The sequence below is a fragment of the Pseudomonas sp. P1_F7 genome, from assembly GCF_056405655.1.
In genome coordinates, this window is record NZ_JBFUBR010000009.1 from 17,184 (window position 1) to 39,828 (window position 22,645).

Annotated in this window: 17 protein-coding genes; 5 read left to right on the plus strand and 12 right to left on the minus strand. The window is 60.2% G+C overall.

Annotated features, from left to right (window positions below):
- Positions 1-2 precede the first annotated feature (2 nt).
- The 3 genes from AC1D1M_RS14770 to fdnG are packed head-to-tail and all read right to left on the minus strand — an operon-like array spanning position 3 to position 4,654.
- A complete protein-coding gene (locus tag AC1D1M_RS14770) occupies positions 3-656 on the minus strand; it encodes a formate dehydrogenase subunit gamma (RefSeq protein WP_477776204.1) in 654 nt (217 codons plus the stop codon).
- Complete coding sequence (gene fdxH / locus AC1D1M_RS14775) at positions 653-1,588, minus strand: formate dehydrogenase subunit beta (RefSeq protein WP_057714811.1); 936 nt, start codon at positions 1,586-1,588, stop codon at positions 653-655. Before fdxH ends, AC1D1M_RS14770 begins: the two co-directional genes overlap by 4 nt.
- Complete coding sequence (gene fdnG, locus AC1D1M_RS14780; protein WP_477776205.1) at positions 1,589-4,654, minus strand: formate dehydrogenase-N subunit alpha; 3,066 nt, start codon at positions 4,652-4,654, stop codon at positions 1,589-1,591. It abuts the gene before it with no gap.
- A gap of 243 nt (positions 4,655-4,897) precedes the next feature.
- On the opposite strand from fdnG, the gene AC1D1M_RS14785 reads away from it, so the two are divergent.
- On the plus strand, positions 4,898-6,052 hold the full coding sequence (locus AC1D1M_RS14785; protein WP_477776206.1) for a MalY/PatB family protein: 1,155 nt from the start codon (positions 4,898-4,900) through the stop codon (positions 6,050-6,052).
- 61 nt (positions 6,053-6,113) lie between these two features.
- Here the strand turns inward: AC1D1M_RS14785 and AC1D1M_RS14790 are convergent, their stop codons facing one another.
- Both AC1D1M_RS14790 and AC1D1M_RS14795 read right to left on the minus strand, forming a co-directional pair.
- Positions 6,114-8,474, minus strand: coding sequence for an ATP-dependent DNA helicase (locus AC1D1M_RS14790; protein ID WP_477776207.1), 2,361 nt, complete (start codon positions 8,472-8,474; stop codon positions 6,114-6,116).
- The gene (locus AC1D1M_RS14795; RefSeq protein ID WP_477776208.1) at positions 8,471-10,138 is read right to left on the minus strand and encodes a VRR-NUC domain-containing protein; all 1,668 of its coding nucleotides are present in this window, start codon (positions 10,136-10,138) and stop codon (positions 8,471-8,473) included. Before AC1D1M_RS14795 ends, AC1D1M_RS14790 begins: the two co-directional genes overlap by 4 nt.
- A gap of 194 nt (positions 10,139-10,332) precedes the next feature.
- Between AC1D1M_RS14795 and AC1D1M_RS14800 the strand changes: the two genes are divergently transcribed.
- Entirely contained in the window at positions 10,333-10,557 is a 225-nt protein-coding gene (locus AC1D1M_RS14800) for a YgdI/YgdR family lipoprotein (RefSeq protein ID WP_477776209.1), read from the plus strand.
- Positions 10,558-10,695: 138 nt separating this feature from the next.
- Positions 10,696-11,373, plus strand: coding sequence for an MliC family protein (locus AC1D1M_RS14805; protein ID WP_477776210.1), 678 nt, complete (start codon positions 10,696-10,698; stop codon positions 11,371-11,373).
- A gap of 46 nt (positions 11,374-11,419) precedes the next feature.
- Here the strand turns inward: AC1D1M_RS14805 and AC1D1M_RS14810 are convergent, their stop codons facing one another.
- The 4 genes from AC1D1M_RS14810 to AC1D1M_RS14825 form a co-directional block, all read right to left on the minus strand.
- Positions 11,420-12,505 carry a polyamine ABC transporter substrate-binding protein gene (locus AC1D1M_RS14810; RefSeq protein ID WP_477776211.1) on the minus strand — a complete coding sequence of 362 codons (1,086 nt, stop codon included), beginning with the start codon at positions 12,503-12,505 and terminating at the stop codon, positions 11,420-11,422.
- Between the two features lie 78 nt (positions 12,506-12,583).
- Positions 12,584-12,925, minus strand: coding sequence for a cupin domain-containing protein (locus tag AC1D1M_RS14815; protein WP_477776212.1), 342 nt, complete (start codon positions 12,923-12,925; stop codon positions 12,584-12,586).
- A gap of 29 nt (positions 12,926-12,954) precedes the next feature.
- Positions 12,955-14,361, minus strand: a complete 1,407-nt coding sequence (locus AC1D1M_RS14820) for an NAD(P)/FAD-dependent oxidoreductase (protein ID WP_477776213.1) — start codon at positions 14,359-14,361, stop codon at positions 12,955-12,957.
- A 50-nt stretch (positions 14,362-14,411) separates the two neighbouring features.
- Positions 14,412-15,227, minus strand: a complete 816-nt coding sequence (locus AC1D1M_RS14825) for an AraC family transcriptional regulator (RefSeq protein WP_477776214.1) — start codon at positions 15,225-15,227, stop codon at positions 14,412-14,414.
- Positions 15,228-15,492: 265 nt separating this feature from the next.
- Between AC1D1M_RS14825 and AC1D1M_RS14830 the strand changes: the two genes are divergently transcribed.
- Complete coding sequence (locus AC1D1M_RS14830; protein WP_150755521.1) at positions 15,493-15,765, plus strand: DUF1652 domain-containing protein; 273 nt, start codon at positions 15,493-15,495, stop codon at positions 15,763-15,765.
- A 63-nt stretch (positions 15,766-15,828) separates the two neighbouring features.
- On the opposite strand, the gene AC1D1M_RS14835 is transcribed toward AC1D1M_RS14830, so the two are convergent.
- Positions 15,829-18,303 (minus strand): UvrD-helicase domain-containing protein, encoded by a 2,475-nt coding sequence (locus AC1D1M_RS14835; protein WP_477776215.1) that lies wholly within the window; start codon positions 18,301-18,303, stop codon positions 15,829-15,831.
- Between the two features lie 279 nt (positions 18,304-18,582).
- Between AC1D1M_RS14835 and AC1D1M_RS14840 the strand changes: the two genes are divergently transcribed.
- Positions 18,583-19,278, plus strand: a complete 696-nt coding sequence (locus AC1D1M_RS14840; RefSeq protein ID WP_477776216.1) for a pirin family protein — start codon at positions 18,583-18,585, stop codon at positions 19,276-19,278.
- A 178-nt stretch (positions 19,279-19,456) separates the two neighbouring features.
- On the opposite strand, the gene pgm is transcribed toward AC1D1M_RS14840, so the two are convergent.
- Positions 19,457-21,103 carry a phosphoglucomutase (alpha-D-glucose-1,6-bisphosphate-dependent) gene (gene pgm, locus AC1D1M_RS14845; RefSeq protein ID WP_477776217.1) on the minus strand — a complete coding sequence of 549 codons (1,647 nt, stop codon included), beginning with the start codon at positions 21,101-21,103 and terminating at the stop codon, positions 19,457-19,459.
- Positions 21,104-21,216: 113 nt separating this feature from the next.
- On the minus strand, positions 21,217-22,617 hold the full coding sequence (locus AC1D1M_RS14850; protein ID WP_477776218.1) for an aminotransferase-like domain-containing protein: 1,401 nt from the start codon (positions 22,615-22,617) through the stop codon (positions 21,217-21,219).
- Positions 22,618-22,645 lie beyond the last annotated feature (28 nt).

Below are 22,645 nucleotides of genomic sequence, written 5' to 3' on the forward strand. Positions count from 1 at the left end.
TGTCAGCCCTTTTTGGTGATCGGTCGCTTGGGTGCTTCGTCGCGGGTCACTTCGCGATACCAGAGTTCGTGGTGCTTCTTCGCCCAGGCGCGGCTGACCCAGCCGTGCAACATGGCGCTGACCGAGCCCTTGATCCAGATCCCGGCATAGATGTGCACGATGATGCTCAGGATCAGCACGAAAGCTGCCAACGCATGCAGCAACATCGCCCAGCGAATAACCGTGATGCCGAAGTAATCGCTGAAATACGCACGCCAGATCACCAGCCCGGTGAACAACAACCCAAGCATGCACAGCAGTAAAGTCCAGAACAGCAGCTTCTGCCCGGGGTTGTATTTGCCGATGGGCGGGACGCCCTCCTCCTGGTTCAGCATCACCCGGTCGATGCGCTTGAGCCACAGGCGATCATTGGCGATGAAGTAGTTGGCGCGCCAGAACCGAAACACCAGGCCGAGGAATAGCAAAAACATCAGCACGCCGATGAACGGATGCAGAATGCGCGTCCATGGCCCGCCGCCGAACAGGTTGCTCAGCCAGAACAGCGCCGGGTGGAACAGCGCCAACCCGGACAACCCGGCCATGAGGAACAGAATCGCCACCAGCCAGTGATTGGTGCGCTGGTTACTGGTGTAGCGCAGGATCGTCTTGTTGCTCATGGCCTGCCCTCCCCGCGGGGATCGAAGGTGTGCACCGACGGATCGACTTCGTGTACGGCGTTGTCCGGCGGCTCCGGATGCTCATCCTCTTCGACGATTTGCGGGCCGACGCGCACGTAGTGGAAGAACCCTGCCAGCACCGCTGCGCCCATGGCCAGCAGCGCCAGGGGTTTGCTGATGCCTTTCCACAGCCCTACCAACGGGCTGATCGCCGGGTGATCGGGCAAGCCGGCGTACAGTCTTGGCGTATCGGCGTGGTGCAACACGTACATCACATGAGTGCCGCCGACGCCTTCGGGGTCATACAGGCCGGCGTTTTCAAAGCCCCTGCTCTTGAGGTCGACGATGCGCTCGGCCGCATGTTCCTTCATGTCGTCCTTGGAGCCGAACACGATGGCACCGGTCGGGCAGGTTTTCACGCAGGCCGGTTCCAGACCTACCGCCACCCGGTCCGAGCACAAGGTGCATTTGTAGGCCTTGTGATCCTTTTGCGAGATCCGTGGAATGTTGAACGGACACCCGGTTATGCAGTAGCCGCAGCCGATGCAATGGTCCTGATCGAAATCGACGATGCCATTGGCGTGCTTGATGATCGCCCCCGGGCTGGGGCATGCCGCCAGGCAACCGGGCTCGGCGCAGTGCATGCAGCCGTCCTTGCGGATCAGCCATTCCAGGTTGCCGGCGTCGGTCTCGTGCTCGGTGAAGCGCATCAAGGTCCAGGTTTCTGCGGTGAGGTCCTGCGGGTTGTCGTAGGTGCCATGGTTGTGACCGACCTCGTCACGCAGCTCGTTCCATTCCGAGCAGGCAACCTGGCAGGCCTTGCAGCCGATGCATTTGGTGGTGTCGATCAGCTTGGCGACTTCCTCCATGCCGCGCACCGAGGGCGCGGGGGTGGTGGTGGCCGAGCGGGCAATGATGTCTTGGCTGGCCATTTAGACTTTCTCCACGTTGACCAGGAATGACTTGGATTCCGGGGTCTGGGTGTTGCCATCGCCGAGGAACGGCACCAGGGTGTTGGTCAGGTAACCGTGGCGCGTGAGGCCGGTGAACCCCCAGTGCAACGGAATGCCGATCTGGTGCACCACCTGATTGTTGACCTGCAACGGACGAATCCGCTTGGTCACCACCGCCACCGCTTCAATGAACCCACGCTTGCTGCTGACCCGCACCCGGTCGCCGGCGACGATGCCTTTTTCCTTGGCCAGCACTTCACCGATCTCGACGAATTGCTCCGGTTGGGTAATCGAATTGAGCTTGCAATGCTTGCTCCAGAAGTGGAAATGCTCGGTCAGCCGGTAACTGGTGGCGGCGTACGGGTAATCCTTGGCCACGCCAAGGGAGTCCCAGACCGAATCGAAGATCCGCGCCGCCGGGTTGCTGGTGGCTTTCTTGTTTTGCGGGTGCAGCGGGTTGATGCCGATCGGCGTTTCGAACGGCTCGTAGTGCTCGGGGAACGGGCCTTCGTTCATCTTGTCGACGGCGAAGAATCGCGCCACGCCCTCGGGGTTCATGATGAACGGGTTCATCCCCGCTTCCGGCGGCACGTCGGCCTTGTAGTCCGGCACATCGGTGCCGCCCCAGGTTTTGCCGTTCCACCACACCAGACGTTTTTTCGGATCCCACGGTTTGCCTTGCAGGTCCGCCGAGGCGCGGTTGTAGAGAATCCGCCGATTGGCCGGCCAGGCCCAGGCCCAGCCCTGATGCTGGTGCATGCCGTACGGATCGCTGTTGTCGCGGCGGGCCATCTGGTTGCCCAACTCGGTCCAGCTGCCACAGAAAATCCAGCAACCGGACGCGGTGCTGCCGTCATCCTTGAGCTGGGAGAACCCGGCCAGTTGTGCATTGGCCTTGATCGCCGCCCCCGTGGCGTCGGTGAAGTCGGTGGTGGCGGAACCGTTGATTTCCTTGGCCAACTCCTCGGGCGTAGGTTCGTCAGGGATCTTGTATGGCCACGACAGTTTGAGCAGCGGATCAGGGTATTTGCCGCCATTGGCCTGATAGCGCTGCCGCAGGCGCAGGAACAGCTCGCTCATGATGCGGATGTCGGTCTGCGCTTCACCCGGGCCATCGGCGCCTTTCCAGTGCCACTGCAGCCAGCGGCTGCTGTTGACCAGCGAGCCGTCCTCCTCGGCAAAACAGGTGGTGGGCAGGCGAATCACTTCGGTCTGGATATCGGCGCTCTTCACATCGTTGTACGGCCCGACGTTGTGCCAGAACTCCGAGGTTTCAGTGGCCAGCGGGTCCATCACTACCAGCCACTTCAACTTCGCCAACGCCAGCATCACCCGGTTTTTGTCCGGCAGCGCGGCAATCGGGTTGAAGCCTTGGCACAGGTAGCCGTTGACCTTGCCCTGGCCCATCAAATCAAACACCTTGAGGATGTCGTATTGGGGAATGTCCAGTTTCGGCAAGTAGTCGTAAGCCCAGTTGTTCTCGACCGTGGCATTGGCGCCGTACCAGGCTTTCATCAGGCTGACGTGGAACTTGCCGTAGTTCTGCCAGTAAGACAGTTGTCCCGGACGCAACGGTTTCTGCGTGCGCTTGACGATGTAGGCGTTGTAATCCTGTTCGGCCTCGCCGGGTAGCGTGAGGTAGCCCGGCAGTGAATTGGACAACAAGCCCAGGTCAGTCAGCCCCTGGATGTTGGAGTGCCCGCGCAAGGCATTCACGCCGCCGCCCGGCATGCCGACGTTACCCAGTAGCAGTTGCACCATCGCCGCGCTGCGGATCATCTGCGAACCGATTGAGTGCTGGGTCCAGCCCAGCGCATAGAGGATGGTCATGGTCTTGCCCGGTTGCGAGCAAGTGGCGATTTCCTCCCAGATTTTCTGCATGGCATCGACCGGCATGCCGCAGATCTGGCTCGCCAGTTCCCTGGTGTAACGGCTGTAATGCTGCTTCATCAGTTGATAGACGCAGCGCGGGTTCTGCAGGGTCGGGTCGACCTTGGCAAAGCCGTCTTCACCGAGTTCGTAGCCCCAGCCGGACTTGTCGGTGTAGAGGCGCTTGGCCGCGTCGTAGCCGCTGAAAATCCCGTCCTCGAAGCCATAGCCGGCTTTGACGATGAACGACACGTCGGTGTAGTTGCGCACGTACTCGTGCTGGATCTTGTCCTCGGTCAGCAGGTAATTGATCAGCCCGCCCATGAAGGCAATGTCGGTGCCGGTGCGGATCGGCGCGTAATAGTCGGCCACCGAGGCGGTCCGGGTAAAACGCGGGTCGACCACGATCAACCGCGCCTTGTTGTGCGCCTTGGCTTCGGTCACCCATTTGAAGCCGCACGGATGCGCTTCTGCTGCGTTGCCGCCCATCACCAGAACCAGATTCGCGTTGGCGATATCGGTCCAGGTATTGGTCATGGCACCACGGCCGTACGTCGGGGCAAGACTTGCCACCGTCGGGCCGTGTCAGACACGCGCCTGGTTATCAAACCCCAGCATGCCGAGACTGCGAACCACCTTGTGGGTGATGTAGCCAGCTTCGTTGGACGCCGCCGATGCCGCGAGGAAACCGGTGGTCAGCCAGCGGTTCACCGTTTGGCCCTGGGCATTCTTCTCGATGAAGTTGGCGTCGCGGTCGGCCTTCATCAGGTCGGCGACTCTATCCAGTGCTTCATCCCAGGAGATGCGGGTCCATTCGGTGCTGCCGGGTTTGCGCACCTGCGGGTATTGCAGGCGTCCGGGGCTGTGAATGAAGTCCAGCAGGCCTGCGCCTTTGGGGCAAAGGGTGCCGCGGTTGACCGGGTGGTCGGCGTCACCTTCGATGTGGATGATGTTTTGCGCGACATTCTTCGCCGTATCGCCCTGGCTGTACATGATCAAGCCGCAACCGACCGAGCAATACGGGCAGGTGTTGCGGGTTTCATGGGTGTGGGCGAGCTTGAAATGACGCACCTGTTCGGCAAAGGCAAGTGTCGGGGCCATGCCCAACGCGCCCAGGCTAGAGCCTGCAAGGCCGATACCGGCGACCTTGAAGAACTGACGACGGCTGAGATCCATCGTGCACTCCTGATCAGGTGGAACCCGGTACGTGGCCGGGCTTTTTGAACAACCACGGTCGCGGCAGTCTGGCTGCCGACACTACAAACTGTAGTCAATGCTGTCGAATTCACCATGACAGCCGACCGTCGGGCGATTCACCGATGCGAGCCAAGGCATACAACCTGTGGGAGCAAGCTCGCTCCCACAGGGCTTGGCGTTTATCATGGTCAGCATTCCAACCCAGCTTTCATGAGACTACGCATGACTTTCGATTTTGATCAGGTGTTCGACCGCCACAACACCGGCAGTACCAAATGGAGCCGCTACCCGGCCGACGTGTTGCCGATGTGGGTCGCCGACATGGATTTCGCCGCGCCGCCGGTGATCATCCAGTCCCTGCAAAAACGACTGGAACACCCGATGGTCGGCTACAGCGTGGCCCAGGATGACCTGCGCGAGGCGATCGTCGCCGATCTCTGGAACAAGTACGCCTGGCGCGTCGAACCCCAGGAGCTGATTTTCCTGCCGGGCGTCGAGTCCGGTTTCAACATGGCATTGAAGGCCCTGGTGCAGGCGCCACAGAACGTCGTTGTGCAGGTGCCGAACTACCCGCCGCTACGCCACGCTCCCGGGCATTGGGGCCTGAACAAGGTCGAGCTGAATTTCGATGCGCAAGCCGATGGCACCTACACCACGCCGCTGGATACCTTGAGCCAGTCGCTGCAAGGTGGCGGCGCACTGCTGCTGAGCAACCCGCATAACCCGCTGGGCAAGGCCTTCCCCCGCGCAGAGTTGCAGGCCATTGCCGACATTTGCCTTGAGCATGACGCCTGGATCATTTCCGACGAGATCCACGCCGAGTTGTGCTTCGACGGTCGCCTGCACATTCCGATGGCTACCCTGAGCCCGCAAGTGGCCCAGCGCACCATCACGCTGATGTCGGCGAGCAAGGCCTACAACATCGCCGGCCTGAAGACCTCGTTCATGATCATCCAGGACCGCCACCTGCGCGAGAAGGTCAACCACGCCCGTTGCGGCATGGTCGACAGCGTCAATCCGCTGGGCATGGAAGCCACCCGCGTCGCCTACAGCGAAGCCGCGCCATGGCTGGCCGAGCTGAAGGTCTACCTGCAGGGCAACCGCGATTTCCTCGCCGAGGCTGTGCGCACCCGCCTGCCGGGCATCACCATGAACCTGCCGCAAAGCACCTACCTGGCATGGCTCGACTGCACGGCACTGGGGCTGGACAACCCGCAACAGTTCTTCCTCGAACAGGCCAAGGTCGGTTTGAGCGCGGGCCTGGACTTTGGCGATGACTGCAAGCAATTCGTGCGCCTGAACTTCGGCTGCCCACGATCGCTGCTGGAAGAAGGCATTGCGCGGATGGAGCGCAGCTTGCGCCATCTCAAGGCCTGATCCCCCCCTCAGCAACAACGAAGATCCCTGTGGGAGCGAGCTTGCTCGCGATGGCGTCCAGTCAGTCGGCAATGATGTTGCCTGACACGGCGCTATCGCGAGCAGGCTCACTCCCACAGGGCGACAACCCGATGCTGTGATGCTCCGACTCATTGAGCCGATGCAAGCCTGCAATGGCCCACCAACGCGGCAGCAACTGCTTGACCTTGCTCTCGCCAAAACGGTCGTCGATCAACATCACCACCCCTTGATCCTGCTGGGTGCGGATCACCCGTCCAGCGGCCTGCACCACTTTCTGCACACCGGGATAAAGGTAGGTGTAGTCATAACCGGCGCCGAAAATGGCAGCCATGCGCCGCTTCAGTTGCTCGTTCACCGGATTGAGCTGCGCCAGCCCCAACGTGGCGATAAATGCGCCGATCAACCTCGCACCGGGCAAATCGATGCCTTCACCAAAGGCCCCGCCCAGCACGGCAAAGCCGACACCCTGGCCGTCGGCGTGGAATTGATCGAGAAACTGCTGACGTTGCGCTTCGCCCATGCCTCGGGACTGCGACCACAGACTGATGTGCGGATGCTTCTCGGCGAGTAACTGCGCCACCTGCTGCAAATAATCGAAGCTGCTGAAAAACGCCAGGTAATTGCCGGGGCGTGCGCAGAACTGTCTGGCGATCAAGTCCACGATCGGTTCGAGGGACGACTGGCGATGCACGAACCGCGTGGAGATCTGGTCGACGATGTGCACTTGCAGTTGATCGGCGTGAAACGGCGACTCGACGTCGATGCACACCGTGTCCGCCGGTGTCCCCAGTAAATCGGCGTAATAGTGCCGGGGGCTGAGGGTCGCGGAAAACAGCACCGTGCTGCGCGCGGCGGTCAGGCGCGGGCGGATGAACCCGGCGGGGACCACATTGCGCAGGCACAACTGCGAGAGGTGACGCTTGCGCTCAAGGTCGCGCTTGCTGATGTCGAACAGGAACTGCTCATCGAACGGTTCGGCCACCCGGCAAAAATGCAGCATGTCGAAGTAAAAACCCTGCAGTGCGCTGTCCAGCCCTTGAGGGTGATCGTTCAGGTAATCACCGATGCTTGCGCTGCACGATGACAGTGCCTGAAGGAGCTTTTCCGGCGCCTTGTCATAGGCCTGATAGGCGCCGGTTTGCGCGTCATGCAGGGCATTCCACTCGCGGTTGACCCGCTGCATCGGCTTTTTCAGCACTTCGGGTGCGGTTTTGCGCACGCCGTTGAAGGTCGCCTGGTCGAGGCTGGCGCTGTACATCTGCCGGCCACGTTCTACCAGGTTATGGGCTTCGTCGACCAGCACCGCGACCTTCCAGTTGTTGGCCTGGGCCAGACCGAACAACAAGGCGCTGAAATCGAAGTAATAGTTGTAGTCGGCAACCACCACGTCGGCCCAGCGCGCCATTTCCTGGCTCAGGTAATACGGACAGACATCGTGGGCCAGGGCGACCTCACGCAAGGCGCTCTGGTTCAACAGGTTCAGTTGACTGGCCGCCTGCCGTGCAGCGGGCAGGCGATCATAGAAACCCCGGGCCAGTGGGCACGACTCACCGTGGCAGGCTTTGTCCGGGTGTTCGCAGGCCTTGTCCCGGGCGATCATCTCCAGCACCCGCAACGGCGGCGCACCGGCGCTGGCAAGAATCACTTGCGCGGCGTCCAGGGCCAGTTGGCGTCCCGGGGTTTTCGCCGTGAGGAAGAACACTTTGTCCAGTTGCTGGGGCGCCAGTGCCTTGAGCATGGGGAACAAGGTGCCCAGGGTTTTGCCGATTCCCGTGGGCGCCTGGGCCATCAGGCAGCGCCCCGTGCTGACGGCCTTGAACACCGACTCGGCCAGATGGCGCTGCCCCGGCCGAAAGTCGGCGTGGGGAAACGCCAGACGCTGCGCCGCCTGATTGCGCCCGTCACGATGGGCGACTTCCTGTTCGGCCCATTGCAGGAAACGCGCGCATTGCCGGTCAAAAAATTGTTCCAGCTCTATGGCGTCAAATGGCTCGACCAGACAGGTTTCCTTTTCGCTGACGATGTCGAAATACACCAGCGCCAGGTTGATCTGAGGCAGATCCAGTTTCCGGCACATCAACCAGCCGTAGATTTTCGCCTGGGCCCAATGCAACTGGCGGTGGTTGGCCGGTTGCTTGCTCAAATCACCGCGGTAGGTCTTGACCTCTTCCAGGCAGTTTTGTCCGGGGTCATAGCCGTCCGCCCTGCCCTTGACCGTCAAGGTTCGATACTGGCCTTCAAGGGCGACTTCGCTTTGGTAGCCCTCGCTGCGCCGCGACGCCACCGTGCGGTGCCCGACGATGCCCTCCAGCGCGGTGGGTGACGGCGTGAAGCGCAGATCGAGGTCGCCGGCCTTGGCGGTGAACTCACACAGCGCGCGCACCGCAATGCTGTAGCTCAAGCGCCCTGCTCCGACCATTGCACGTAGCACACGGCAATCGGCATCTGGTGTTCGTGGCAGAACTCCAGCCAACGCAACTGGTTGTCCTGCAGGCGATCACCCGGGCCTTTGACTTCGATCATGCGGTAGGTCTTTTGCAACGGCCAGAACTGAATCAGGTCCGGCATGCCGGCACGATTGGCCTTGATGTCCAGCAAAAGGCGGTTGAACCAGTGCTTGAGGTGCTCGGCCGGAAGGCAATCGAGGGCTTGCTCCAGCAGTTCTTCGCTGAGCACGCTCCAGAACACGAACGGCGACTGCACGCCCCACTTGGCGGCATAACGTTCGCGGATGGTCTGCCGATAGCGCCCGTCGTCGAGTTCGGCCAGGCACGCCTGAAACAGCTCGGCACGACGGCCGTGGAAGTCTTCGCTGAGCAAATCCGCCGGCCCACGCTGGAACGGGTGAAAAAACGCACCCGGCAAAGGCGCGAAAATCGCCGGCCAGCACAGCAGGCCAAACAGTGAATTGATCAGGCTGTTTTCGACGAAGTGGACCGGTGCCGAATCCTCAGCCAGATGCGCCTGAACGTAAAACTCGACCGACACTGCCGGGTCGACTCTTGGTAGTTGCAGGTCCAGACGCTGCATCTCCCGGGGCGCGGCTCGCTTGATGGGCGGCCCGCCGAGCTTGCGCCGCAGGCGTGGCAGCACACGAAGCAACTGCTGGTGTTCGGCGGCACTTTCCGGCGCCTGTTCGGCCTGTGCGGCCAGATCCAGCGCCAACTCAAACTCGCCACTGCGTTCCAGCACGCGGATCAGTCGCGAACGCGCGCCTGGATAGGCACATTCGCGGTAGAGGTTCAGGGCCATGGAGAAATTCGCGATGCGTTCGCAATACTGGCCCATCTGGAACAGCAGCTTGCCGCGCCGCCGTTGCAACCATGGGTTGTCCAGCACCAGCCCCTTGATTCGCTCGGCTACCACTTCCAGCGCTTCACCGGCCTCGAATTGTTGCTGGTACGCGTGCAGGAGGACACAGGCATCCACGTCTTCCCGGCTGCGCAAGCCACGGGACTCGGCACAGAATTCGACTTTTTCGTAGGTATAAATGCCGAGATCGGCCAACACAAACTCCGACCAGTCCTGGTACAGGTTGCCGAAGAACATCAGGCGCAGGCGATCGCACAACTCCATGATGGTGAGGCTGAACAGGCGCTCATCCTGCCACGGGCACCAGTCGTTGAAGCTTTGCGTCTGGGGAAATTGCGCGCTCAGCGTCGGCAGCCAATCGGCTTTCTTGCCTTTGGGTTGATCGATGACAGTGGCAAAGGTCTGGAGGATCTCTGCCTTGAGCAGTACCTCGAACAACTCGTCAATGGCGATGGGCATTTGCCCGTCGACCCAATCCAGTTCGAGCAGCGGGCCGACGGCTGTGCCGATATCGCCGATTTCGTCGTAATGCAGCTTGCTCGCCCTGAAATGAACGCCTTTGCGCATGACCATTCTGACCAGCAGCGCCTTCGACTCACGGGGTAGCCCCTTGAACGCTTGAATAAAATGCTGCTCTTCGACGCTCAACACATCGCTAGAGCGCTGCTCAAGCCAATCAAGCACTTGCATGAAGTTGTTCAGGTAATAAAACGGATCGTCGAGGGGATTTGCAGTCACAGGGAAATGGGCCATGGCGAGCGAGTACTGGTTATGCGTACAGATACCAGTTCCGCCCTGCCCGGTGCAATCGGAAAAGGATAAATGGCGCTGTACGGAATATTTCCCGGGCAGTAGAACTTTCTGCCCCCCAGCGGCACCAACCGCCATGGAGGCGCCGTGACAGCTATCGAACTGATGGCGCTGCTTCAGAACGTATGGAGGTGATTATGGACATCAAGACTTTGGGCTTGCCCCTGGCGGTAGCGGCCCTGCTGACGCTGGCCGGTTGCTCGACGCCAACGGTGGTGACCCTGCAGAACGGCACCCAGTACCTGACCAAAGACATGCCGAAAACCAAAACCAGCGACGGGTTCTTCGAGTTTGAGGACATTTCGGGTGCGAAGGTCAAAGTCAGGGCCGATGACGTGGCGACGATTCGTGAGGAAGACTAACGTTTCTCCTGGCACGATGTGGCAGGTTTCGAGCACTGCTTTACACTCGATAGACCCCGTGCGACCGAATGACTGTGCAACGCTTCGACACGATGCGTTGCAATACGGGCATCACGTAAAGATTCAGGTGACGCCGAAATGAAAATGGTCACGCCACTTCTGGCCTCTGTGCTCGCCGTCAGCGCGTGTGTGACGGCGAGCGTGTGTGACGCCGCCACAAAGGCAAAGGCAAAACCAAAGCCCTTGCCAACTTACAAAACCAGTTTCGATTGCGCCTCGCCCCGGGCATCCGCCGAAAAGCTCATCTGTCATGACGCCCAACTGGCGCAGATGGACCTCGAACTCAATCGCCTTTATCTGCTGGCGCTCACGGATGAACATTCGGTGCCGCGCCCGGATAAAGTCGAGGTTGATCAACAGTTCTGGATCGACGCCCGCAACCAGTGTGACAGCGGCCCGCAAGCCAAGCCCTGCGTCATTCGCAGTTATGCCGAGCGCGCGCATCAACTGCGCCAGGGTTCGGCCATTTCCAGAACCAAAGACCCAAGCAGACGCACCGAAGGCCCCGTTGCCTTTCATTGCGCAGGGCTCAACCCGCTGGTTGCCGCCACGTTCTTTACGGTCGAACCGGGCGTTGTGTTCCTGAAATGGGCGAACACCTCCATCACCCTGAACCAGGTGCCGAGTAATTACGGAACCCAGTACACGGGCAAGGATTACAAAGGCAACTACAGCTTCTGGCAAATCGGCGATGACGTGTTTTTGCAGATACCCGGCTCAGGAAAGATGAGTTGCGCAGCCGAGCCGGTCGGTTGATGACCGATGGCATCGGGACGTCCTGTCCCGATGGCCGCTCAACGCTTTAGCTGCCGGTGCGAATCTTGTTCCAGACCCGGGTACGCACCCGGTCGATGTTCAATGGCATGGCTTCCAGCGCAAACAGCTTGCCCATCATTTCAGGACTTGGGTAAACCTTGGTGTCGTTCTTGATCGCCGGGTCGATCAGGCTGTCGGCCTGCTCGTTGCCATTGGCGTAATGCACGTAGTTGCTGACGCTGGCCATGACGTCCGGACGCAGCAGGTAGTCCATGAAGGCGTAACCGGCCTTTTCGTCCGGAGCGTCGGCCGCCATGGCGACCATATCGAACCAGATCGCGGCGCCTTCCTTGGGAATCGAGTAGCCGATGTCGATGCCGTTGTTAGCCTCTTTGGCACGGTTTTCCGCCTGCAGGATGTCGCCGGAGAAACCGACCGCCACGCAGATGTCGCCGTTGGCCAGGTCACTGGTGTATTTGGACGAGTGGAAATAGCTGACATACGGCCGCACTTTCAACAGCAGGGCTTCGGCCTTTTTGTAGTCTTCCGGGTTCTTGCTGTGATGCGGCAACCCGAGGTAGTTCAATGCGGCCGGCAGCAGTTCGGGGCCGTTGTCGAGGATGGCCACGCCGCACTTCTGCAACTTCTGCATGTTCTCGGGCTTGAAGATCAGGTCCCAGGAATCCACCGGAGCGTTGTCGCCCAGCACCGCCTTGACCTTGGCAATGTTGTAGCCGATGCCGGTGCTGCCCCACAGGTACGGAAAACCGTGCTCGTTGCCCGGGTCGTTGGTCTGCAATGCCTTGAGCAACACAGGGTTGAGGTTTTTCCAGTTCGGTAGCTGACTCTTGTCGAGTTTCTTCAGCGCGCCGCCTTCAATCTGCCGGGCCATGAAGTGGTTGGACGGGAACACCACGTCGTACCCGGATTTGCCGGTCATCAGCTTGCCATCGAGAGTTTCGTTGCTGTCGTAGACGTCGTAGGTGAAGGCGATGCCGGTTTCTTTCTGGAAGTTTTTCGTGGTGTCCGGCGCGATGTAATCCGACCAGTTATAGATTTTGACGGTTTCGGCCGCCTGACTGATCGATGCGACCAGCATCAGCGGGGCCAGTGTCAGTGTCTTTCGGATCATGAGTCGATTCCTGTAGGGGTTGTTTTTGTTGGCAGGCAATCAAAAGGATCAGCTTTCAAATTTCAAAGAATTCAAAAATCAAAAAATCAGGACATAGGTCTTGCGCACGGTTTCCTGGATGTCCCAGATACCGAGGCTGTTGGCCGGCAACATCAGTGCGTCGCCGGCTTCTATGTACAGGGGCTCGCCGCCGTCCGGGGTGAAGGTGCAGCGGCCCTGGATGAAGTGACAGAATTCCTGGGCGACGATCTGCCGCCTCCAGCGCCCCGGGGTGCATTCCCAAACGCCGGTCTCGACGCCGTCGTCGCGTTCGACGCTGGTGGTCGAAGCCACGGCCACGGGAGTACCCAGGGGCACGGCGACCGGGTTGGATTCGTCCAGTTTCAGGGTTGCGGTGTTCTTGAATTGCGTGATGCTCATGGGAATACCTGTCGATGTAGAGACGCCGTTCAGTGCATGAAACCTTCCATGAAACCGGCAACCCCGCTGGCCAGCTTGCGCCGCCAGGGCGCGGTCGCCGGGTTGGCCAGGGTCTGGTCCTCATGGACAAAGCTGCGGATGATTGCGTTGTAGCCGAGCCAGCGGATGGGTTCCGGCTCCCAGGCCCTGAGCGCGTCGAGGCCCCGCTGCGGGATGACCCACGGCTGGCGCACCAGATCGGTGTCGCGCCCCAGGATCAGGTCGGCCAGCGTCCGCCCTCCCAGGTTGCTGGCGCCAACACCCTCCCCGCCATAGCCGCCAGACAAGGCAATGCCGTTGGCCTGGTCGCAGAGCATGTGCGGCTGGAAGTGCCGGGACATGCCCAGGTTGCCGCCCCAGGAATGAGTGATCTGCACGTTCTTCAGCTGCGGGAACAGCTCGCCGAACAGGTAGCGCCGCAGCTCTTTTTCATCCGTGGTCAGGTCGAAGTTGTGGCGCAGCTTGCCGGCGAACTGATAGCCGCCACGGGCGCCAAAGATCAAACGGTTGTCAGCGGTGCGCTGGCCGTAGGTGACCTGGCGACTGGCCTCGCTGAACGCCTGGCCGCGGCTCAGGCCAATTTCGTCCCAGGTGGCCGCCGACAATGGCTCGGTCGCGACGATCAGGCTCTGCACCGGCATCTGATATCGCCCCAATGGCGGCAAGGTGACGGAATAGCCTTCTACCGCCGGCACCACCCAGCGACTGCGCACCGAAGCTTTCGCCGTGCGCAGGCTGCCAGACTGCCAATGGGTGACCGGGCTGTTTTCGTAGATGTTGACCCCCAGGCGCTCCACCGCCCGGGCCAGCCCGCGTACCAGCCTGGCCGGGTGGATGGTCGCCACGTGCGGCGCGTAGATACCGCCATAGGGTTTGGCGACGCGGATCTGTTGCGCCAGTTGCTCCGGGTTCAGCCAGCGATAGTGGCTGTCGTTGAGGCCCTGGCGGTGGAGATCGTCCAGATAGTGACGCAGGCTCACCTCCTGCTCCGGATAGCGCGCAGCGCAATACAGCACCCCGCCTTTACGGTAATCGCAGTCGATCCCCTCGCGTTCGAGGACAATCTCCACTTCATCCGGAATGCGGTGCAACAAATCGTAGGAGGCACGGCGTTCTTCGGCCGGCAGATTGGCCAGCAGGCGATCTTCACCCAGCAAGTTGCCCATCAGCCAGCCGCCATTACGCCCCGACGCGCCGAAACCGGCGGTCTGCGCTTCGACAATGGCAATGCTCAGGTCAGGTTTGTGCTGCTTGAGGTAGTACGCGGTCCAGAGTCCGGTGTAGCCCGCGCCGATGATCGCCACGTCGACATCCAGGTCCCGCTCCAGCGCCGGACGCGCCAACAAAGGCTCGTCGAGCTGGTCCATCCACAAACTGATAGTGCGCCACGCCGGCATGCAAGACTCCGCCACTCAAACTTCGATGGCGTCGATCCTAGTGCGTGGGCTCAGGGGCTGTCTTGCGCGCGTGCACGCAAAGAAATTTGTTTGACGTAGGCCTTGGGTGACTGGCCGGTGTGCTGGCGGAAACAGCTGTAGAACGCCGACAGCGAATTGAATCCGGCAGCGAAGGCCAGCTCATCGATACGCACTGGCGGTGTGGCGGCATCCAGCGTCGCGAGCAAGTGTTGCAGGCGCGCCTGGTTGACGTAGCGATAGAAGCTCTGGCCCAGCACCTGATTCAACAGATAGGAAATCTGATTGCGGCTGTACCCGCACTCCTTCGCCACCCGTTGCAAATCGAGCTCCGGGTCAAGATACGGCTGTTGACCCTGGAAATACTGCTGCAGGTCATCGGCCATGAAGCTCAACTGGCGTGGCGACAGTCCAAGCCGGCTGACCGCCGGGCGCTGGTTGCCGGACGCTTTGCTGGCAGCTTGCTCGTGCACCAGTGACGCATATTCGTTGACCCGCCAGATCAGCCCGTCCTTGACGGTAATTGCTTCGCTGGCGCGGAACGACACCAGTCCTTCACCGCCGCGCAAGGTGATGCGGTATTGAATGAATGCGGTATTGCCGTCCAGTCGAATGCGGTCGGAATGCTCCAGCGCTTCATCCGGATCCCGGGGCATGCTGCTGCGCACGTATTCGCGCAATTCGGCCAGGTCCATGACCCGGTTCTGGAAAAAGTCGTTGTACTGGACTTCAGGGTGATAGAGCGCCATGACGCCGTCCAGGTCCCGGTGCTTCCAGCGCAAGTGATAGCGCATGACCGTCTCGCCCGTGGCCTGGGTTTGCAGCGGGCCATCATCATCGACGTGCATTGAACATCTCGACGGGAAAAGACCGAGCTTGCCCAACTTGCGCCTTGTCTTCAACGACTAAACGGATGACGGCTTTTGGCCGCAAATGCGAACGAAGCGTGACTTGAATCAAAAAAATGCCGGCAATCGCCAAATGGCCTGAAAAATCCACATTCTTTTCACATGCGGATGCTACTTTTAAACACTGTCACTGGTTGAACCATTGAAGGTTCTTCCCTCCTACCATGAGCTAAAGGAAGCGCTCGATAATGAAGGCGGGCAACACATGAATAAAGGGTTCAGTAAGGTCACGTTTCCAAACGCCTGCCAGCTGATGCGCTGGCATTTTCATCCCATGGGTTTCGAGGCGAGCATGGACGCCCCGGGCAGCATGATTGCCCGTCTTTTTGATCGTGCCACTGGCGAGACCATGATCGCCATTGCCGGTATTCCTTGCGCCACCGTCATGAATGCTGCGGATGTAGAACTAATAATCGAAGCGGTGGAGGATGAACTTGAAGCCTTCGTTCCACCAGAAGCGTTCAGGAGTTATGCCTGAAGGCGGAGTGCTCAAAAAAATGCCCACGTAATGTGGGCTTTTTTGTGGGCAGCGATTAAACACTCAGCCTGAAGCCTTGCCTTGTCGATGATCGACAAAGAACGCCTTGCCCTTGCCGATCCGGTCGGAGGCCTTGGGCATGTTCGCAGCCTGGGTGTCTTGCGCATCGACGTACCAGTAGCAATGGCTGACGGCGCGGGTAATACCCACGTACGCCAGCCGCAGGATCTCGTCCTTCTGGGCGTTGTCGTAGGGTTCGCTGTCACCGGCCTTGCCCAGGCCCGCCATCCGGTAAACCTGATTCTTGTAAGGCGAACTGGTCAGGTGCTGGCAGTCGCCCAGCAAAAACACCGCATCGGCCTGAAGGCCCTTGGCACTGTGATACGTCAGCTGTTTGAGCCTGCGAGCCTCATACGGCAAGCTAGAATCAACATTAACTACAGGCTTAATATGCTCTTCTATCAATGACTTATCGCTACTTTTTCGATAAAGCATCAAGATCGAATCGCCCTTTCGGTAATGCTCCATCAGGCGCTGGGCCATGCCTTGGTCATCACGATCGAGGACGTTAACCGGCAGCAATGCCTTGGGTTCACCGCTGGCCTTGGCTTTCTTCCCGGCAATGGCTGGTGCTGCACGTACGATGTGTTCGGCGGCATCGATGATGTGCTGGTGGCTGCGATAGTTGTCGCTGAGCATGACCTTGGTGGTGCTCGGCGACGGGAACTCCTTGTTGAACTCCATGAAGTAGGTCGGCGAACTGCCGCGCCAACCGTAGATGGACTGCCAGTCATCGCCCACACAGAGCAGCGAGGAACGCTGTGCTGCGCGTCCAACGTGCATGGCCGGCCCACGACTGCGGATCTCTGCCAGGCTGGCCCTGATCCAGGAGACGATTTGCGGCGAGACATCCTGGAACTCGTCGATCATCAGGTGTGACAGCGGTCGCAGCAGCTCATCGCCGAGCAGTTTGAGGTTCTCCGGCGAATGCTCGCTGAACAGGGCAAACATTCGGTTGTAGGTCATGATCGGCGGTTTCTGGTCCAGCAAATGATCTTCCAGCGCCCGCCAGTACAGACTCAAGGCTTCGAAGAAGAACCGGTCGGGATCGTCCTTGGCGAAACTCATCTGGCCTACGGCGCTCGGCACATCCAGCCCGAGGTTTTCGATGAACCCGGCGGCGGCGACAAAGCAATCGAGCAACGGCGCGGAAGCGAGCTCGCCCTTGACCTTGTAATCGAAACCCGGCCCGGCGCTGGCATCGCCGGCAAGCGAGGCCAAAACACGCTTTGAAGATTCGTAACTATCCAGCCATATCAATGGCTTACGACAGAAAGCTTGAAACAGGGTGCGCTTCACTGCCCACTCTGCGCGCACTGTCAGTTTGGCGTTTGGCCGCGTGACCTGAGGGTTTTCCCGAGGATCGAACCCCAGCACCACCCAGGCATCCAGGGACGGAATATAGCCGTGACAATGGAATTTCGAGCCATTGATATCGAACGACTGACGTTTCGGTTCGATCCCCTTGATGGGCCAGGCACCGGCACGAAACCACAGGTCTTCAATGGCGTCGCACAGTTCCTCATCGCGTTTGGCCGCCAGTTCGGTAACGCCCATGCGTTTCTGCACATCCGGGTGATCCCGCTCCAGCTCCTTGAGTTGCAAGGCATACCGGGACAATGGCTTGATCAGCTCGCGAAAGCGCTCATCGTCACGGTGCAGACGGTGATAGCAGGCGTTGAGCTGTTGGCGTTGAACGTCGTTGATGCGCAGATCGAACGGATTGCTGTCGACCTCCTCGTCGCCCTGTGCAGCCCGCAGGCTGAGGTTCTCGAAAGCCTGCAAACGCTCGAAACCGGGAAGGCTGCGCACCATCGGCAGGATCCGCGAGTGGAAGGTGCGCACCAGATCCCGCGCCTCCTTGAAACTGATCGCTCGCCCCCAGAGCGCAAACAGTTCGATCAGCTTGTTGATGAAGTCCTTGCGCGACTCGCGGGTGAAGGTCACCACGGTCATTGAACTCAGCTCGAAGCCCAGGTAATGGCTCAGCAGCAAGATTCGCAGCACCAGCGTGGTCGATTTGCCAGCGCCGGCACCCGCGATCACCGAGGTAGACGGCGTGTCGCTGAAGATCATTTTCCATTGTGCGGCGCTGGGTTGGGCATGGGCCGGCAACAACCGGGCGACATCCGCCTTCATGCGCTTCTTCAACTCGGCGCTCAACGGCAGGCGCCAATCGTCGAACAACAGGTCATCGACATTCGGTGCCCGGTGTTCAGTGGAGCGCGAGTCGCGGATCAGCAGGACCTGCCGACCCTCCTCCAGCCCTTCGAGCTTGCCTTCCTTGTAGCCGTAATCGACCCCGGCGCTGTGACCGCTGCGAAAACCGTCGGCCTGGCCATGCAACCACGATGCACGGTGCTGGGCATGTAGGCGGGTCAGGCTGTAACCGAAGAACCGGGCGAGCAATCGCTTGATCAGCGGCATCTCGGCCAGGGGGCGAAGTTCAGGAGGAAGATCGGGGGTGTGTTGCGGCACGCGGACTGACTCCAGGGTGTGAGGCTGTTGAACGCTATGGTGTCTGCATTTGCCGGCGAGTTCTAGTGAATTGCTTATGACTCATTGGCTTATGCGATGAAGTGAAAGCTGGGTGAGAAACTTTCGAGTTCGTTTTATATCAATCCATTCGATGGGAATGCTGCATTTTTTACGCTTTTTATCGATTGTTGCCTGTTGGATGATGGCCCTCATCACTCACCGGTCTCGCTTCGTGGCCCAGGCGTTTCGCCCCATGACGAACCTTTTCTGGAGACGATCATGCTTGAACTCAGACCTTTCAACTCGCTCGGCGGCGCTCACCACGGCTGGTTGGATGCTCACCACCATTTTTCGTTCGCCGAGTACTACGATCCCAAGCGTATGAACTGGGGCAACCTGCGGGTCTGGAATGACGACGTGATCGCCCCCGGCACCGGTTTCCCGCAACACCCGCACCGGGACATGGAGATCATCACCTATGTCCGCGAAGGCGCCATTACCCACCAGGACAACCTTGGCAACAAGGGCCGGACCGAAGCGGGTGATGTGCAGGTCATGAGTGCAGGCACCGGGATCGCCCACAGCGAGTACAACCTGGAAGCGACGCCGACCAGGATTTTCCAGATCTGGATCATCCCGAATGAATCCGGTCTGGCCCCGTCCTGGGGCGCCAAGCCGTTCCCGAAAGGCAACCGCGAAGGTTTTGTCACCCTGGCCAGCGGCAAGGAAGGCGACGATCAGAGCCTGCGCATCCGCGCCGATGCCCGGCTGGTAGCGGCCAATCTGAAGGCCGGCGAGTCCGCCGAATACCATTTGGACAACGGACGTCGTGCGTACCTGGTGCCGGCCACCGGGGCCATTGAAGTCAATGGGTTGCGTGCACAAGCTCGAGACGGTGTAGCCGTTGCCGACGAGTCCGTGTTGCGGGTGACGGCCATCGAGGACAGCGAGATTGTTCTGGTGGACTTGGCATGATTCGGTAATTGCGGGCGGCACAAAAAAAGGGGCGACCGTGAATGGTCGCCCCTTTTTTTGCGGCTGCAGCGCCCCCCTGTGGGAGCGAGCTTGCTCGCGATAGCGGTCTGACATCCAACAAGTATGTCGACTGACCTGCCGCCATCGCGAGCAAGCTCGCTCCCACAGGGTTGTGTGTTTACTTCGCGGAAATGGCACCATCGACCAGCGTTTGCGCCTCGGCCACCAGTTGCTTGAGGTGGTCGTCGCTGACAAAGCTTTCGGCGTAGATCTTGTAAATGTCTTCCGTGCCCGACGGGCGTGCCGCGAACCAGCCGTTTTCGGTCATGACTTTCAGGCCGCCAATGGCCTGGTCATTGCCCGGTGCGTGGCTGAGGATGCTCTGGATCGGTTCGCCGGCCAGTTGGGTCGAGGTGACCTGTTGCGGCGACAGCTTGCTCAACAGGGCTTTCTGCTCCGGATTGGCCTTGGCGTCGACCCGCACCGAGAACGGCTCACCCAGCTCATCGGTCAAGGCACGATACGCCTGGCTCGGGTCGCGACCGGTCCGGGCCGTCATCTCGGCAGCCAGCAGGGCCGGAATCAAACCGTCCTTGTCAGTGCTCCAGACGCCACCGTCCTTGCGCAGGAACGAGGCACCGGCGCTTTCTTCGCCGCCGAAACCGAGGGAGCCATCGAACAGGCCATCGGCAAACCATTTAAAGCCAACCGGCACTTCGTACAGGCGACGACCCAGGCGCTTGGCCACGCGATCGATCAAGCCGCTGCTGACCACGGTTTTACCCACGGCAGCATCGGCGCGCCATTGCGGACGATTCTGGAACAGGTAGTCGATGGCAACGGCGAGGTAGTTGTTCGGCGCCAGCAACCCACCGGACGGCGTGACGATGCCATGGCGGTCGTGGTCCGGATCGCAGGCAAACGCCACGTCGAAGCGTTCTTTCAGGCCAATCAGGCCTTGCATGGCGTGGCTGGACGATGGGTCCATGCGGATCTGGCCGTCCCAGTCGACGGTCATGAAACGGAAGGTCGGGTCGACCTCTTTGTTCACCACATCCAGATCCAGACGGTAATGCTCGGCAATCGCCGACCAGTAGCGCACCCCTGCTCCACCCAGCGGATCGACACCCAGGCGCAACTTGGCATCGCGGATGGCATCGAAGTCGATCACGTTGATCAGGTCGGCGACATAGGTGTTGAGGTAGTCGTGACGATGGGTGGTGCTGGCTTTCAGTGCCTGCTCATAGCTGATGCGTTTGACGCCAGCGAGCTTGTTGGCCAGCAGTTCGTTGGCCTTGGCTTCGATCCACTTGGTGATGTGGGTATCGGCCGGACCACCGTTGGTTGGGTTGTACTTGTAGCCTCCGCTTTGCGGCGGGTTGTGGGACGGCGTGATGACAATGCCGTCCGCCAGGCCAGTGGTGCGACCACGGTTGTAGCAGAGGATCGCATGGGAAATGGCCGGCGTCGGCGTGTACTCGTCGCCAGCGGCGATCATCACAGTCACGCCGTTGGCCGCCAGCACTTCGAGGGCGCTGGCGCCAGCCGGCGTGGACAGCGCGTGGGTGTCGATGCCGACAAACAGCGGGCCATCGATGCCTTGAGCTTCGCGATACAGGCAGATCGCCTGACTGATCGCCAGCACGTGCCATTCGTTGAAACTCAAGTCGAACGAACTGCCACGGTGTCCGGACGTGCCAAAGGCAACGCGCTGTGTGGAAATGGCTGCATCAGGCTGGCCGGTGTAATAGGCCGTTACCAGTCGCGGGATGTCGACCAACAATTCTGCCGGTGCCGGTTTACCCGCAAAAGGACTGAGTGTCATGCAAAACCTCTGGAATAGAGTGGTTCAGGAATTGGGTCGCAGTTTACTGGCAGTTTGACCGCAACGCGATGGGATCGATCGAACAGAGTGAAGGGTGCTATTTTTTGTCTCACTCACTCGATTGATTCCAGACGCAGCGCATCCCCCAGCAAGCCCAGTGCGGCAGCCAGGTTGTGATCGCCGCCGAAGGTATGACTCAAGCGCAAATGCTGCCCGTGCAGACCCTGGAGGCTGAACAGTTCCCCCGGCGCGATGACCACCTGATGCGCCAGCAGGCGCTGGAACACACGACGGACATTGACCCGACGCAACGAGCGCACCCAGATCGTTGCACCGCCTTCTGGCTCGACGAAATGCAAGGCATCACCCAATCGTTCCTGCAACAACAGGGTCATTTGACTCTTGCGCTCCTTGAGTAGCCGACGCAGCACCAGCAGGTGTTGATCGATACGGCCACTGCTGTACAAACGGGCGATGGCTTTCTGGCGAATCGGCGAGAGACGGAAGGATCGCAGCAGAAAATGCCGTTGCAGTTCAGCGCTCAAATGCCTTGAAAGCAGGTAGCCGTAGGGCGCTTCCGGCCCGATGACTTTCTCGAACGTGGAAAACACCATCAGTCGTTCAGGGTCGAGCAAGTCGCGAAAACGCAAGCCGCCCAGGTCGAATCCGAGTTCGCCATAACAGTCGTTTTCCAGCACCCAACTGTCATGCGCGGCCAAAAGCCGGGCAATGGCTTGCCTGTTTTCGTCAGGCGCCAGGCTGCCACGGGGCATGTTCAGGGCCGATGACAGCATCACCAGCCTTACCGGTTCGGTATCCAGCAGCGTTTTGAGCCGTTCCGGATCCAGGCAACCGTCGGCTTGCACGGGTAACTCGATCACCCGCACGCAGGCAGCTTGAAACAAACGCAGGATCGTCCAGTCGCACGGTGATTCGACCACCACGGTGGCGTCTTTCAAACCCAGCACGGCGATCAGGATTTCCAGTACACCGCGAAGGTCGGCGCCGATGTAGACATCATCGGCATGCCAGTAACGCATCGGCGACGTGGTGTAGCGTGCTGCCAGGGCGGTGCGCAATTCGAGCTCGCCGCAGGGTTGCGAAGGCGACTGTGGCTGGCGGGGATACTGGCGCAGCAACTCTCGCTCCAACAGCAACAAAGGACTGTCGAGCGGCTGCAGCAACGCCGGTTCATCGGCGCTCAGGACCAGCATCCCCGGACGCCTGGCATTGACGTAGACGGCTTCCAGCAGGTCGCTGCCGCTGTCCTGCGGGTTGATTGAAGACACTGGCAACGCGTAGTAACCGGACTTGGCCACCGAATAGACGCGCCCTTCTTTCTCCAGCAGCGCATAGGCGTACTGAATGGTCGAGATCGACACATTGAGGCGCTCCGCCAGATGCCGCAGCGACGGCAGGCGGATGCGCGAATCCCCTTCAGACTCGTTGATCAGGCTGGCCAGGTATCGATAAACCGCCTGATAGGCGAAATCCGTTTCTCGTGGACCTTTCATGGGCGAAGGCCGATTGCACTGGCTGAAA

Excerpts from the sequence above, each read along its gene's own strand:
- AC1D1M_RS14830 (WP_150755521.1), top strand. The coding sequence starts at position 15,493 with ATGAATAAAGGGTTCAGTAAGGTCACGTTTCCAAACGCCTGCCAGCTG.
- AC1D1M_RS14825 (WP_477776214.1), bottom strand. The coding sequence starts at position 15,227 with ATGCACGTCGATGATGATGGCCCGCTGCAAACCCAGGCCACGGGCGAG.
- AC1D1M_RS14805 (WP_477776210.1), top strand. The coding sequence starts at position 10,696 with ATGAAAATGGTCACGCCACTTCTGGCCTCTGTGCTCGCCGTCAGCGCG.
- AC1D1M_RS14815 (WP_477776212.1), bottom strand. The coding sequence starts at position 12,925 with ATGAGCATCACGCAATTCAAGAACACCGCAACCCTGAAACTGGACGAA.
- AC1D1M_RS14810 (WP_477776211.1), bottom strand. The coding sequence starts at position 12,505 with ATGATCCGAAAGACACTGACACTGGCCCCGCTGATGCTGGTCGCATCG.
- AC1D1M_RS14820 (WP_477776213.1), bottom strand. The coding sequence starts at position 14,361 with ATGCCGGCGTGGCGCACTATCAGTTTGTGGATGGACCAGCTCGACGAG.
- fdxH (WP_057714811.1), bottom strand. The coding sequence starts at position 1,588 with ATGGCCAGCCAAGACATCATTGCCCGCTCGGCCACCACCACCCCCGCG.
- AC1D1M_RS14785 (WP_477776206.1), top strand. The coding sequence starts at position 4,898 with ATGACTTTCGATTTTGATCAGGTGTTCGACCGCCACAACACCGGCAGT.
- AC1D1M_RS14800 (WP_477776209.1), top strand. The coding sequence starts at position 10,333 with ATGGACATCAAGACTTTGGGCTTGCCCCTGGCGGTAGCGGCCCTGCTG.
- AC1D1M_RS14840 (WP_477776216.1), top strand. The coding sequence starts at position 18,583 with ATGCTTGAACTCAGACCTTTCAACTCGCTCGGCGGCGCTCACCACGGC.
- AC1D1M_RS14770 (WP_477776204.1), bottom strand. The coding sequence starts at position 656 with ATGAGCAACAAGACGATCCTGCGCTACACCAGTAACCAGCGCACCAAT.
- pgm (WP_477776217.1), bottom strand. The coding sequence starts at position 21,103 with ATGACACTCAGTCCTTTTGCGGGTAAACCGGCACCGGCAGAATTGTTG.
- AC1D1M_RS14795 (WP_477776208.1), bottom strand. The coding sequence starts at position 10,138 with ATGGCCCATTTCCCTGTGACTGCAAATCCCCTCGACGATCCGTTTTAT.
- AC1D1M_RS14850 (WP_477776218.1), bottom strand. The coding sequence starts at position 22,617 with ATGAAAGGTCCACGAGAAACGGATTTCGCCTATCAGGCGGTTTATCGA.